13 protein-coding genes are annotated in these 12,980 nt (G+C 63.1%); 10 read left to right on the top strand and 3 right to left on the bottom strand.

The window, feature by feature from the left end:
* Positions 1-218 precede the first annotated feature (218 nt).
* The gene (locus HWY05_RS32160) at positions 219-1,130 is read right to left on the bottom strand and encodes a LysR family transcriptional regulator (protein ID WP_176060864.1); all 912 of its coding nucleotides are present in this window, start codon (positions 1,128-1,130) and stop codon (positions 219-221) included.
* A gap of 123 nt (positions 1,131-1,253) precedes the next feature.
* Between HWY05_RS32160 and HWY05_RS32155 the strand changes: the two genes are divergently transcribed.
* The 9 genes from HWY05_RS32155 (at position 1,254) to HWY05_RS32115 (ending at position 10,573) form a co-directional block, all read left to right on the top strand.
* Positions 1,254-2,336, top strand: coding sequence for a YeiH family protein (locus HWY05_RS32155; protein ID WP_035545860.1), 1,083 nt, complete (start codon positions 1,254-1,256; stop codon positions 2,334-2,336).
* 171 nt (positions 2,337-2,507) lie between these two features.
* Positions 2,508-3,245, top strand: a complete 738-nt coding sequence (locus HWY05_RS32150) for a glutathione S-transferase (protein WP_176060863.1) — start codon at positions 2,508-2,510, stop codon at positions 3,243-3,245.
* Positions 3,246-3,354: 109 nt separating this feature from the next.
* Positions 3,355-5,088 carry a ClcB-like voltage-gated chloride channel protein gene (locus HWY05_RS32145; protein WP_035545865.1) on the top strand — a complete coding sequence of 578 codons (1,734 nt, stop codon included), beginning with the start codon at positions 3,355-3,357 and terminating at the stop codon, positions 5,086-5,088.
* Between the two features lie 94 nt (positions 5,089-5,182).
* Positions 5,183-6,520, top strand: coding sequence for a C45 family peptidase (locus tag HWY05_RS32140; RefSeq protein WP_035545866.1), 1,338 nt, complete (start codon positions 5,183-5,185; stop codon positions 6,518-6,520).
* Positions 6,521-6,907: 387 nt separating this feature from the next.
* Positions 6,908-7,162: a hypothetical protein gene (locus HWY05_RS32135; protein WP_176060862.1), complete on the top strand. Its 255-nt coding sequence runs from the start codon at positions 6,908-6,910 to the stop codon at positions 7,160-7,162.
* Between the two features lie 99 nt (positions 7,163-7,261).
* Entirely contained in the window at positions 7,262-7,492 is a 231-nt protein-coding gene (locus HWY05_RS32130; RefSeq protein WP_035545870.1) for a DUF2795 domain-containing protein, read from the top strand.
* Between the two features lie 83 nt (positions 7,493-7,575).
* Positions 7,576-8,406 carry an AraC family transcriptional regulator gene (locus HWY05_RS32125; RefSeq protein WP_176060861.1) on the top strand — a complete coding sequence of 277 codons (831 nt, stop codon included), beginning with the start codon at positions 7,576-7,578 and terminating at the stop codon, positions 8,404-8,406.
* 218 nt (positions 8,407-8,624) lie between these two features.
* Complete coding sequence (locus HWY05_RS32120) at positions 8,625-9,014, top strand: cupin domain-containing protein (protein WP_176060860.1); 390 nt, start codon at positions 8,625-8,627, stop codon at positions 9,012-9,014.
* Between the two features lie 131 nt (positions 9,015-9,145).
* On the top strand, positions 9,146-10,573 hold the full coding sequence (locus tag HWY05_RS32115) for a hypothetical protein (RefSeq protein ID WP_176060859.1): 1,428 nt from the start codon (positions 9,146-9,148) through the stop codon (positions 10,571-10,573).
* A gap of 80 nt (positions 10,574-10,653) precedes the next feature.
* Here HWY05_RS32115 and HWY05_RS32110 read toward each other — a convergent pair whose 3' ends face one another.
* A complete protein-coding gene (locus tag HWY05_RS32110) occupies positions 10,654-11,706 on the bottom strand; it encodes a LysR family transcriptional regulator (protein ID WP_176060858.1) in 1,053 nt (350 codons plus the stop codon).
* A gap of 261 nt (positions 11,707-11,967) precedes the next feature.
* On the opposite strand from HWY05_RS32110, the gene HWY05_RS32105 reads away from it, so the two are divergent.
* Positions 11,968-12,180, top strand: coding sequence for a hypothetical protein (locus tag HWY05_RS32105; protein WP_035545882.1), 213 nt, complete (start codon positions 11,968-11,970; stop codon positions 12,178-12,180).
* Between the two features lie 131 nt (positions 12,181-12,311).
* Here HWY05_RS32105 and HWY05_RS32100 read toward each other — a convergent pair whose 3' ends face one another.
* The gene (locus tag HWY05_RS32100; protein WP_035545883.1) at positions 12,312-12,929 is read right to left on the bottom strand and encodes a TetR/AcrR family transcriptional regulator; all 618 of its coding nucleotides are present in this window, start codon (positions 12,927-12,929) and stop codon (positions 12,312-12,314) included.
* Between the last annotated feature and the right edge of the window lie 51 nt (positions 12,930-12,980).

The following is a 12,980-nucleotide window of genomic DNA, read 5'->3' as shown; positions in this document are numbered from 1 at the left end:
TTTACCCAATCCTGTCTGCCAATCGGCATTTGGAACCGGTTCCAAATGCGTTTCGAAAAAAAGCGCCGAGGCGCTTGCGATGCCCGAATAGTGCGCCGGGGCCGGCGTCATGCACCATAGTGGAAATCCCCAAGGGTGGGCTTCGCGTGTTAGCGAGGCGGCGAGTTGGCGAGTTGGCGAGTTGGCTGATCGGCCGGCAAGTCCCCCGCGCCCCTCGCTCAAGCCCCCTCCGCCAGACACAACGCGAGAAACTGCTCCACCACCCGCGCCGGCGCACTCGCGTGCGGCACGAGGATCGACAAGCGTCGCGTCAGCGGTTCCGGGCTCAGCGAGAACAAACGCAGCGCGCCGTTTTCATGCCGCATCGACATGGCCGACACGAAACCGATGCCCATGCCAGCCCGCACCGCCTCCTTCACGCCTTCCACGCCGGCAATCTCCAGCGCCACGCGCATCGGCACACCTGCCCGGGCAAACGCGCGCTCGACGATCTGCCGCACACCCGAGCCGGTCTCGCGCAACACCAGCGGATAGTCACCGAACGCCGCCAGTTCGACACGGCCGCCCTCACCACCCGCACCACCCGCCCCGCTCGACCGCGCCAACGGATGCGAGCTCGGCATGATCGCGACGATCTCATCCTCGCGCCACGCATGCACCGCGGTGTCCGGCGGCAAATCCGCGCCGACCGGTCCTTCGATCATCGCGATGTCGACCGAACCCAGCGCGCCGACGATTTCCGTGGTGTTGCCGTCGGCGGCATGCAGCGTGACCTCAGGGAAGCGCCGATGAAACTCGGCGATCAGATACGGCAGCAGATAGCTCGCCGGCGTGGTGCTCGCGCCGATCCGCAAGGTGCCCTGCTCCAACCCGCGCAACGCGTCGCGGTACGCATGCGCCTGCCGCCAGGTATCGCGCAGCCGCGTCGCGTAGCTCGCCAACTGCTCGCCGGCAGGCGTCAGACGCACGCCGCGGCCGTCGCGCTGATAAAGCGGTTCGCCGAATTCGTCCTGCAACTGCCGCAACTGGCCGGACACCGCCGGCTGCGACAAATGCAGCGCAACCGCCGCCCGGCTGATGTTGCGATGCTCGGCGACGGCAGCGAACGTTATAAGTTGATCGGGGGTCATGGGAACCAAAGTATCAGCACAACCTATACTTTACATCCTAAATCACGATTTTTCATATCGATATATCTAATTTAGGATAAGCCCTATCGAATCTTAGTCAGTCATAGAAAAGGGCTGCAAACCATGTCAACCGCTCATCTCACCGCCCCCCATCCCGCCGCCGAGTCATCCACTCGCGGCCAACTCAACGGCATTCTGTTCGTCGCGCTGTTCGCCGCCGCCGTCACGCGGATCGCCGCGATTCCGGCGATTGCCGGACTGGGCCTGAGCCCGCTGATCGTCGGCATCGTGGCCGGCGCGCTGTACGGCAACGCGTTGCGCGACGGCATGCCCGCCAGCTGGTCGGCCGGCGTCAACTTCTCGGCGCGCAAGCTGCTGCGCATCGCGGTCGCCTTCTTCGGACTGCGCGTCAGCCTGCAGGAAATCGCCCAGGTCGGTTTGCCGGGCCTCGCGGAATCGGTGCTGATCGTCGTCAGCACGCTCGTGATCGGCACGTGGGCCGGCATGAAAATCATGAAGCTCGACCGCGACACCGCGCTGCTGACGGCAGCCGGCAGCGCGATCTGCGGCGCGGCCGCCGTGCTCGCCTTCGAATCGACGCTGCAATCCAAGCCGCACAAGAGCGCGATGGCCGTGGGCAGCGTGGTGCTGTTCGGCACGCTCTCCATGTTCCTCTACCCGGTGCTGTTCAAGGCAGGCTGGCTGCATCTGGACACGGTGGGCGCGGGCCTCTTCTTCGGCGGCACGATTCACGAAGTGGCGCAGGTGGTCGGCGCGGCCAGCAACGTCAGCCCGGAAGCCGAGCATATCGCCACCATCGTCAAGATGACCCGCGTGATGCTGCTGGTGCCGGTGCTGCTGGTGGTCGGCTTGTGGGTGAACCGTTCGGCCCGCCCGGCTTCGTCGCATGAAGGCGCTGCCTCGCATGCCCCGCGCAAGCTGGCGATTCCCTGGTTCGCGCTCGGCTTCCTCGCGTTCGTCGTGATCAACTCGCTGCATGTGCTGCCGGAAGCCGCGACCAGCACGCTGAACATGCTCGACACCTTTGCGCTGACCATGGCCATGACCGCCCTCGGCATCGAAACGCGGATCTCGCAGATTCGCCAGGCCGGGCCCCGTGCGCTGACCACCGGCTTCATTCTGTACGTCTGGCTGATTGCCGGCGGACTCGGGATCACATGGGCCGTCCAGCGCCTGTTCGGCTAAGCGCCGCCCGCCTTCGAACCCACCCCGCCGCGTGCGGGGTTTTGCGCATTCCGGCGCCCCATCCGGCCCGAGCGCACGGCATACTGGTTGCTGACGTCGTCAGTTCACGCAATCCGTCGTGCAACCTGCCCGTTCAAGAGACGCATGGGCAACCGGAATGAGGATCGATCGATGAGCCTGGAACTTTACTATTGGGACGGCCTGCAGGGCCGCGGCGAATTCGTGCGGCTGGCGCTGGAAGAAGCCGGCGCCGACTATGTGGAAGTGGCGCGCGGCGAGCCGTCGGACGGCCTCGGCACCAACGCGATGATGGCCCTCATGAAAAGCCGCGACGAGCCCTATCCGCCGTACGCGCCGCCGTTTCTGAAAGACGGCGATCTGGTGATCGCTCAGACCGCCAACATTCTGTTTTATCTGGGGCCGCGACTCAATCTGGCGCCGCAGATGGAGAGCCTGCGCTACGTCGCCAACGGCCTGCAACTGACCATCGCCGACATGGTTACCGAAGCGCACGACACGCATCATCCGCTCGCCAGCGCGCTGTATTACGAAGACCAGAAAGACGCCGCGAAGGTGCGCGCGCATGACTTCATCGACAACCGGATTCCGAAGTTCATGACGTACTTCGAGCGCGTGCTGAAGCAGAATCCGGCCGGCGGCACCTGGATGGTCGGCGATGCGCTCAGCTACGTCGACCTGTCGATGTTCCAGTTGATCGACGGCCTGCTGTACGCGTTTCCGCGCGCGCTCAAGCGCTTCGGCGAACACTATCCGCGGCTCGCCGCGTTGCACGACGCGGTGATCGAGCGGCCGAACATCGCCGCGTATCTGCAGTCGGAGCGCCGCATCGAGCATAACGAGGCGTGCATCTTCCGGCACTATCCCGAACTCGACAAGGCGGCGGCTTGAGCCGCGCCGCCCTTCACCGCCCAGCCGTCGCAGCGCGCCCGCCGTCCGTTGCGGGCGCGCTGCGGTGGCTCAGCATGCCGTCCAACCTCTCACACCCTGTCACGCCGACGTGCTTTCATTCCTGCTGAAGCTGCGCACCCGCGCCCAACATTTGTTCCGTCTTTCCGAAGCCCACACGATGCTGGTCTGGTCGGTGGTGGTCGGCGTCGCCGGCGCCTTCGCGACGATCGCCTTTCGCGAGGCCATCGCGTTGCTGCAACTGGCGACGGTCGGCAAGTCCGGCAGCTTCGTCGAAATGGCCCGCAGCCTGCCGTGGACGGTACGGATCTGGCTGCCCGCTGCCGGCGGTCTGATTGCCGGGTTCTTCCTGCTGATCGCGCGGCGTCATACGGACAAGAACAGCCACGTCGACTACATGGAAGCGGTCGCGATCGGCGACGGCGTGGTGCCGGTGAAGCTGAGCTTCTGGCGCAGCGTGTCGTCGCTGTTCACGATTTCGAGCGGCGGCTCGATCGGCCGCGAAGGGCCGATGGTGCAACTGGCGGCGCTGGCCGCGTCGCTGATCGGACGCTGGGTGCATCTCGATCCGCCGCGGCTGCGTCTGCTGGTGGCGTGCGGCGCGGCGGCCGGTATCACGTCCGCGTATAGCGCGCCGATTGCCGGCGCGTTTTTCGTCACCGAAATCGTGCTCGGTTCCATCGCCATGGAAAGCTTCGGGCCGGTGGTGGTCGCGGCCGTGGTCGCCAACATCACGATGCGTGAATTCGCCGGCTACAGGCCGCCGTACGAGATGCCGGTGTTTCCGCCGGTGGCCGGCCTCGAGGTGCTGCTGTTCGTCGCGCTCGGCGCGCTGTGCGGCGCGGCGGCGCCGCAGTTTTTGCGGCTGCTCGACGTCTCGAAGGCGAGCTTTCGCAAGCTGCCGTTGCCGCTGCCGGTGAGGCTCGCGATCGGCGGTCTGGTGGTCGGCATTCTGTCGGTCTGGTCGCCCGAGGTGTGGGGCAACGGCTATAGCGTGGTCAACTCGATTCTGCATTCGCCGTGGACATGGACCGCGCTCGTGCTGGTGCTGGTGTTCAAGCTCGTCGCAACCGCGGCGACCGCGGGTTCCGGCGCGGTCGGCGGGGTATTTACGCCGACGCTGTTCGTCGGCGCGGTGGTCGGCTCGCTGTTCGGCCAGGGCATGCATGCGCTGTGGCCGCACGGCACCTCGGCGCCGTTCGCGTACGCGATGGTCGGCATGGGCGCGTTCCTGGCCGGCGCGACCCAGGCGCCGCTGATGGCGATCCTGATGATCTTCGAGATGACCCTCAGCTATCAGGTGGTGCTGCCGCTGATGCTGTCGTGCGTGGTCGCGTATTTCGTGTCGCGCGCGATCGGCAAGACGTCGATGTACGAGATCACGCTGCACCGTAATCAGGAGGAACAGGAGCGCACGCGGCTGCGCTCCACGCAGATGCGCGAACTGATCCGGCCGGCCGAAACCGTCGTGCCGCCGAACGCCACCGTGCACGACATGACGCGCGTGTTTCTCGAGTATCCGGTGAAGTATCTGTACGTGGCCAACGAGTCCGGCGCGTTTCTCGGCGTGGTCGCGCTGAAAGACATTACCTCCGACCTGCTCGAGAAACGCGACACTTCCGCGAAGACCGCCGCCGATTATCTGCAGCCGCATTTCGACGTGCTCACGCCCGACATGCCGCTCGGCGTCGCGTTGCAGCACTTCATGGCGTTTCAGGGCGAACGGCTGCCGGTCGTGGAGAGCGCCGCGCATCCGAAACTCGCGGGCGTCGTATATAAAACTTCGCTGCTCGATGCTTATTTCCGGATGAATCCGACGCGCTGAGCTTCTCCCGGTTGCCCTTGCGCGCCGTGCAAAGCCCGGCAGATTTTCTACAATAGGGAGACCGCTGCAGCGAAAAGTGAGCACCGGAGCGAAGATGAGCGAACCGTCACACGAAGCCGCGCGCCGCGATCAGGCGGGCTGGATTTTCGTGCATATCGAAGGCGAGCCGTACGATCGCGGCGAGCAGCACGGCCAGTTGCTCGCCGCCGAAATCCGCAACGCGATCCACACGGCCCGCTACCTCGCGAAATGGGACACCGGCGAAGACTTCGACACCTTCGTCGGCGCCGCCGTGTCGCAGTTCGCCAACCAGCTCGACACCGAATTCGCCGACGAAATCCAGGGCATCGCCGACGGCGCGAAGCTGCCGTTCGCCGAAGTGCTGGCGTGGAACGGCTACATGGATCTGCTGCAAAGCTGGTGGCCGGCTCATGCGGCGCAGCAGAAGCCCGAGCTGGGTCTGAAACCGTGGCGCGGACGGCGCGGCCATCATTGCAGCGCGTTCATCGCGACCGGCAGCGCCACGCGCGACGGCCGCATCGTGATGGCCCACAACTCGTGGGACCGCTACGCCGCCGGCGACGCGTTCAACGTGGTGTTCGACATCGTGCCGGAGCGCGGCAACCGCATTCTCATGCAAGGCTTGCCGGGCTGCATTTCGAGCCTCACCGACTTCTGGATCACCGCCGCCGGGCTGATGGTGACCGAAACCACGATCTCGAACTTCGTCGGCTATAACGCGGCCGGCGCACCCGAGTTCTACCGCTCGCGGCGCGCGTCGCAATACGCGAACAGCATCGCCGAATGGTGCGAGATGTTCGCGCTCGCCAATAACGGCGGCTACGCGAACAGCTGGCTGCTCGGCGACACCAGGACCGGCGAGATCGCACGCTACGAACTCGGGCTGCATTACGCCGGCTTCGAAAGCACGAAGGATGGGTTCTACAGCGGCTATAACACCGCGACCGATCTGAAGATCCGCAACCAGGAATGCATCGGCGAAGGCGAGGATTACACCGACGTGCGCAAGAACGGCGCGCGGCGTTTGCGCTTCATGCAACTCGCGGAACTGCATCACGGCAAGATCGATGTCGAACTGGCCAAAGCGATGATCGCCGATCATCACGACGTGTATCTCGACCGTAACGACAACCCCTGCTCGCGCACCATCTGCGGGCATCTGGAACTGGACGACGCGCGCTTCGGCGGTAACGATCAGGGGCCGTTCAATCCGTGGGGCGCGAATGACGGCAAAGTGGCCGATAGCGAAATGGCGAGCGCGATGGCGTTCGCCGCGCGTTGGGGGCATCCGTGCGGACGGCCGTTCGATGCGCAGGCGTTCATGAAGCGGCATCCGCAGTGGAACTGGCTGAACGGGTATATGCGCGACCGGCCGTCGTGGCCGTGGACCCGGTTCGAGGTGTTGCGCTGAGCGGCTTGCCGGAGCACGTGGATTCGAGGGCCTGCGGTAAGGCAAGGCCGCCGAGACTTGCCGCGTTGATGCTTTACCGCTTTACCGCTTTGATGCTTTGATGCTTTGCCGCGCCGCAGCAGAGCCGCTCACCAGGCCTTTGCGGCCAGTTCGCCGCCGCACTATTTCCGACTTGACCTGGACTTGCCTTCTGGCTGCCATCATTTGAAATTTACAATACCGTTTTGTCGCAAATGTGCGCGCGTTGCAGGTTTTGCCATCTAAGATGGTAGAAGCACGCGATTCGCATACGACGACATCGCGCGTAGCTTGCGCCTTCCTTTCGACGCGGGGACGGCACAGCGCTTGCTCAACTGACAGCGCCGCATGAGCTTAGGAGGTCGGGCGATGAAAACCTCGACACTGTTGACCATGGTGACACTGTCAGCTTCGTGTTTCGCCGCGCCGGTGCATACCGCGCGCGACGGCACCGATGCGAGCGGCCTCGCCGAACGCGCCAATGCCGCACCGGTTGCCCCCGCAGCGCCGGGCGTCGCCGCCACGGACGACACCCGTCCGCAACAATGGCAACATATTGCGCTGCCGAAATCCCGACATCTCGAACGCAGCTTTACCGGCCAGAACGAGCATCTTCAGACCTGACGGCGACGCGCGCGTGCTTGATCTTGTTAAAGTTGCGTGTTTTGTCGTTAAGTCGAATCGCAGGCTTCATCCTTCCAACGAATCCGCAGGAGCGTTTGCATGACCGCATCGGCCATTCCCGGTGAATCGATTGATCTGCAAATCGCCGACGTGCTCGGCGAAGTCCATTTCCCGGCGAACAAAGATGCCCTCGTCGACGCCGCCCGCGAAGCCGGTGCGAGCAACGAAGTGCTGTCGATGCTCGACGGTTTGCCGGAACAGGATTACGCCGACGTCGACTCCGTGACGCGGCTGATCGGCGGTAGTTTCGGCCCGGGTCTCGGCGCGTGAGTCGAGCGCGGGACGTGTTGCCGCGTTTGCTTGCGCCAGGGGCGGCGGCGTCTGAGCCAAGCGCTTCGGCGCGGCCGCCTTCCATGCAAAAACCCGGCGCCGACTGGATCTATCGCTCACCGCTTTCGGACGCCGCGAACGGCATCGAGCGGATCGAGGCGTTCTTTCATCACACCGCCTACGCGATGCACCGGCACGATACCTACGCCATCGGCCACACGCTGGCCGGCGTGCAGAACTTTCGCTATCGCGGCGGTTCCCGCAACAGCCTGCCGGGCGGCACGATGGTGCTGCACCCCGACGAGCCGCATGACGGCCAGGCCGGCACCGGCGACGGCTTCCGCTACCGCATGGTCTATGTCGACCCGGCGCTGTTGCAGCAGGCGCTCGGCGGCAAGCCGTTGCCGTTCGTCAAAGGCGGCCTGTCGGACGATCCGCGTCTCTTCAACGCCACCGCGAACCTGCTGCGCACCATGGATAACGCGCTCGACCCGCTCGAACAGGACGACGCGCTCTACGACCTGGCGATCGCGCTCGACGCCGTGGCCGGCGCCGCGGGCACACGCCGGCCGGTGGATTTTCAGGCTGCGGCACGCGCTCGCGAGTATCTGCTCGCCTCGCTCGAAAGCGCAGTCACGCTCGACGAACTGGCTACCGCGGCCGGTCGTGACCGCTGGAGTTTGTCGCGGGATTTTCGCGCGCTATTCGGCACCAGCCCGCATCGATATCTGACCATGCGGCGTCTCGATCGGGTCCGGAAATTGGTGGTTCATGGCATGTCGCTCGCCGATGCGGCCGCCGCCAGCGGCTTCACCGATCAGAGCCATATGACGCGGCATTTCAAACGCGCGTGGGGCGTGGCGCCGGCGCAGTGGCTGAAGATGCTGGGTGCTCCGGCGCCGGGTATGCGCTGAACGAAGGCGTAGACCGGGACTGGCCGCAGCCGCAGGCACAGGCAAAGGCGAGGCCCAAGACGAAGGCGGACACGACGCCTGAGAAGGCGCGTGCGTCCTTGCTGATAAGCCAAACCCCGCCGCGTCGCGCCGCCTGAGCGCGCACAAACGTGCAAGACCCCGAAGCGTATCGCGCTCTATGCTTCGGCCTGACCCATCGTGCTCAGGAGGCGCTTTCCATGTCAAACGATCAAACGACCCAACCGTCCTACCAGCCCATCAACTTCGCCGACAAACTCAGCCGTATTCACGATCATTGGCAGCCACGCGTGGTCGCCGAAATGAACGACTACCAGTTCAAGGTGGTGCGGATCGAAGGCGAGTTCATCTGGCACGAACACGCCGATACCGACGAGACCTTCATCGTGCTCGACGGCCAGTTGCGGATCGACATGCGTGACGGTTTCGTGCTGATTTCAGCGGGGGAAATGTTCGTGGTGCCCAAGGGTGTCGAGCACAAGCCGTACGCCGAACGCGAGGTCAAGATGCTGCTGATCGAGCCGCGCGGCGTGAAAAATACCGGCGACGAAACCAGCGACCGCACCGCCGAAAATGACGTGTGGATCTAGCCGGTAAGAAACGCGGATGCGCCGGCCGCCGCGTCGGCGCACCTATGTACCACCTGGCCAGAATATTTCCCCGAATACTGAACACTCCTGCCGATGCCGGCACGGCTCATTACCGCCCACGGAGTGGAGTTATGAAAATCGCGACTAACCAGGATCAGCCGCAGCCAGGTTTGCAAGATCCGCCGCCGCTTAAACCTCAGTCTGTCCCGTTCGGGAATGACGGCGCCGGGGCCACTCCCCAGCCGAATCGACAGGAGATGTCGTCAGCGACCCAACCGCGCATTTATGCCGAGGCGCCCGCGTTGGAGTCAACGACGACCTCCGCGTTCAAGTCATTTTTTAATCCGCCACAGCGTGTCAACGGGCAACTCGGTTATCCGCTCGGTCCGACCCGACCACCGCGATTGCGAGCAGGAACAACTGAACAAATCCCGCCACCCGATGCGCAAGTGATCGCCAATCCGAGGGCGGAAAGCGCCCATTACTCGAAGCTGCCGTCAGGCATCGATCAGGCATCCGTGTCCACGGCAGCCGGAACACGGTCAGGCTTTTGCGATGAGCCACCTGTTGCGTCGACTTCACGCCAGGCGAGTGGAGAGCAATGGAGATTATCAACGGCGCCTGAACGATCTGAACGCGCAGCCAATGGAACCCATGCGCCTCCCAGACCCCTCAGGGGGCAGGACCGGCCCCTGCCGCCGCCGCCGAGCGACCGCGAGTTGTTCTTTTACTCAAAATTCAAGTCCATCGATGATGCCAACCGCCAGCTCGGCCATTTAAAAATGGATCGGAATCCGGCATGGCTCAACATGGGCACGAAGGAGCCTTATTTTGGAGCAAATAAAAACTCGACCATCGGCCCGCTTTCAAACGAAAAAAATTCGCCCTTCATGAAACGATGGCAGGAAGTGTGGGGGACCGAAGAAACCAAAGGGAAAAATCTTTCAAAGATCTGGCAAGCTCTGATAAAAAATCAGCAAATCAATCTAAAAAATTACATCGACGATCAAACCATGGATCTGGTTTTGTTCAACTCGAAATTTCACGAAACAATTTCAGACCCAACAAAATCGATGCCCCAGATTACCCCGAACACGTATAGAAATGAACTGACTGCCCGTCAGGACTTCAAACGGGATCTGTATATCCTGCAGCGCGAGGCGCTCAACGACGACAGCCCCATATTCAAACTGGACGATCGCGCACTCAAATCCCTGAAAAAAATATCTTTCAAGTGGCCGCTCGCGGGCGAAGGAAATGCCGTCACCAGGCTGATGCCTTACAGAAAAAACGACGACTCCATTAAGTATATCGAAGGCAGGAAGGCGTATTACGAGGATGCGCTGTACAGGTACGGAAACGGCGACAATAGCATGCAGGGCGTTATCAGAGAAAGGTCGCGACTTCAGAGCGAATTCGACAATGACGTTTCCGGCTATTTCCGCGATCGACAACTCAAGGCGCAACTAGAGTTCTGGAACTGGTCGAAAGTCAACGTGGCCGGAGGGATTGTGGGGTTCCATCTTATCGACTATCTGAAGAAGAAATACGGCGCCTGAATATCAGATCGGCGACGATAAAAAGGGGCGTCGGCACGCGAGCATGAAAAGAATGCCCGTCTGCAACGCCCCATTTTCAATCAGATCGGCGACGAAGCCGACACCGAAGCCGCGCTTCGCGTCCGCACCGCACTGCGCACCGGACGCACCGTGTCGCTGTGCAAATCCGCTTCCGGCAGATCGTGCGCGGGATCCAGCGCGGTCACAGCGAACGCCGACGCCGACCGATCGCGCGACGACGGCTGACCCGGCTGGAAATACTCGACCAGATGATCGATGAAGGTTCGCACCTTCGCCGGCAAGTGCAAGCGGCTCGGATACGCAATCGTGATTTCGATCTGCGGCAACCGGTAGTCGCCCAGCAACGGCACGAGCCGCCCGGACGCCAGATCGCGGCCAATCAGGTAACTCGGCAGAATCGCGACGCCCATGCCCAGCAGCGCGAACTGCCTGAGCATTTCGGTGTTGTTCGCGGCGATCGCATTGCTGGGCCGCACGCGGACCTCGCCGTCCGGGCCGGTGAACACCCGCTCGTCGCCGCCCTGCTCCGAAGGCCGGCTCAGACACGGATGCTCGAGCAGATGCTCGGGGCGCGTCGGCGTGCCGTGCTGCGCCAGATAGGCGGGCGTTGCACAAACCGTCATATAGCCGGTGGTCAGGCGCCGCGTAACGATGCTCGCGCTGCGCATGTGCCGCGTGACCATGATGCCGACGTCGTAACCCTCTTCGACCAGATCCACCTGGCGATCCGCCAGCGTGACGTCCGGCATCACATCCGGATAGCGCGCCGCGTACGACTGCACCACGGGCGCGAGACTATGCAGCCCGAACACCACGGGCGCCACGATCCGCAAGGTGCCGACCGGTTCGTGATTGCGCGCCACCACCATCTGCTCGACGCCTTCGAGGTCGTCGAGAATGTGCCGCACGCGCTCCAGATATGTGCTGCCCGACTCGGTCAGCGACAGACGGCGCGTGGTGCGATTGAGCAGCCGCGTGCCGAGGCGCGCTTCCAGATCGGCAACGTGACGCGTGACGACCGCGGTGGACAGATCCAGCGCGCCGGCCGCGCCGACGAAACTGCCGAGATCGGCCACTTTGACGAACACGCGCATGGATTGCAATTGATTCATGGGACGACTCCTGCCTCGGTAAAGCCGGGCCGGCGCCACCTCTGGCCGCCTGTGTCGACCCGGGCGGCCAAGCGCGCGCGGGTTTGCCCAACGCTTCCGATTGTATCGATCCGATCATGTCCCAACACTGACTCGAACATGACAATCCGGTCAGGTTGACGCGGACGCGCTCGCTACTTTTTGCGAGGTTTATTGCGGATTTGGAGTAGGTAGAAACCCTTAGATGCTGGTAACATAGCGCCCGAAAGGAAATTAATCGCTATGACACATCGTTTTCAGCTTCTGGAAAAAATCGCGTTTTCGCTGGTTTGCTGGTCCGCGGCGGCCTGTTCGGCCTTTATCGCGTATGAGCGCTGCCCGGATATCAGGGTCGTCCTGCATGTCGGCGAAGAAGCCCTGCGCTACAGCGGGCAATATTCGTTCGCCTGCTCGTCGCCGGTTGCCGACGCCTGCGCGCAATTCCCGACCAACTGATCAACGCAACGGGCGGCAGCCACGCTGCCGGCACGCCGCCTGACTTCGTAGCGCGGGCGCACTGACCCTCCCCGTACGTCAGCGCGTGCTCTCATCACGCGCCGTCTGTCGCGCGCCGCCCATCCGGTCCATCAAGCGTCGCGGCCGAACACCACGCGCGCGAAGAATCCCGCCAGCACCTTCTCCGCCAGTTCCGTCGGCACGTTCTGCGGATCGATCGTGTAGAAAAACTGCACGCCGTCGCACAAGCCCATCAAACCGATCGCCAGCGTTTCCGGCGTCATCAGCATCGGCGTGCCGACCCGCGCCGAGAACTCGCGAATATACGCGCCCAACTGTTCCAGCTTCTCGTGCATGAACGCGTTGAAGCGGATCCGGAAACGGCCGTCGCGCACCGCCAGCAATTTGGCTTCCGCCCACAGCAGGAAACACTTGTTCTCGCAGTGCAGCGTGCTGTAGTAGCGCAGCACGCGCGCCTCCATTTCCTCACGCGACGCCGCGCTCGCGAAGATCGCTCGCAGGCCGCCCTGCATGGCTTCGTGATCGCGCCGAAGCAGCTCGAGAAACAGCTCGTTCTTGCCGCGGAAGTTCGAATAGAACGCACCGCGTGTATAGCCCGCTGCCGCCGCGATGTCTTCAACACTCGCCGCGACAAAACCTTTCTTCATAAAAATCGCTTGCGCGGCATCGAGCAGACGCAGGCGCGTCTGGTCTTTGCTTTGCTCGCGAGTGAGTCTTTGCCTTTTCATGGGCGGAAGTCTAGCACCGAAAAGAATTTCGATTCACCATCACATTCAGAT

The organism is Paraburkholderia sp. BCC1876 (assembly GCF_902833695.1).
In the GTDB taxonomy this organism is placed as follows: domain Bacteria; phylum Pseudomonadota; class Gammaproteobacteria; order Burkholderiales; family Burkholderiaceae; genus Paraburkholderia.
This window is presented reverse-complemented; position numbering and strand designations above follow the sequence as displayed.

Excerpts from the sequence above, each read along its gene's own strand:
- HWY05_RS32115 (WP_176060859.1), top strand. The coding sequence starts at position 9,146 with ATGAAAATCGCGACTAACCAGGATCAGCCGCAGCCAGGTTTGCAAGAT.
- HWY05_RS32110 (WP_176060858.1), bottom strand. The coding sequence starts at position 11,706 with ATGAATCAATTGCAATCCATGCGCGTGTTCGTCAAAGTGGCCGATCTC.
- HWY05_RS32135 (WP_176060862.1), top strand. The coding sequence starts at position 6,908 with ATGAAAACCTCGACACTGTTGACCATGGTGACACTGTCAGCTTCGTGT.
- HWY05_RS32125 (WP_176060861.1), top strand. The coding sequence starts at position 7,576 with ATGCAAAAACCCGGCGCCGACTGGATCTATCGCTCACCGCTTTCGGAC.
- HWY05_RS32130 (WP_035545870.1), top strand. The coding sequence starts at position 7,262 with ATGACCGCATCGGCCATTCCCGGTGAATCGATTGATCTGCAAATCGCC.
- HWY05_RS32160 (WP_176060864.1), bottom strand. The coding sequence starts at position 1,130 with ATGACCCCCGATCAACTTATAACGTTCGCTGCCGTCGCCGAGCATCGC.
- HWY05_RS32140 (WP_035545866.1), top strand. The coding sequence starts at position 5,183 with ATGAGCGAACCGTCACACGAAGCCGCGCGCCGCGATCAGGCGGGCTGG.
- HWY05_RS32120 (WP_176060860.1), top strand. The coding sequence starts at position 8,625 with ATGTCAAACGATCAAACGACCCAACCGTCCTACCAGCCCATCAACTTC.
- HWY05_RS32105 (WP_035545882.1), top strand. The coding sequence starts at position 11,968 with ATGACACATCGTTTTCAGCTTCTGGAAAAAATCGCGTTTTCGCTGGTT.
- HWY05_RS32155 (WP_035545860.1), top strand. The coding sequence starts at position 1,254 with ATGTCAACCGCTCATCTCACCGCCCCCCATCCCGCCGCCGAGTCATCC.
- HWY05_RS32100 (WP_035545883.1), bottom strand. The coding sequence starts at position 12,929 with ATGAAAAGGCAAAGACTCACTCGCGAGCAAAGCAAAGACCAGACGCGC.
- HWY05_RS32150 (WP_176060863.1), top strand. The coding sequence starts at position 2,508 with ATGAGCCTGGAACTTTACTATTGGGACGGCCTGCAGGGCCGCGGCGAA.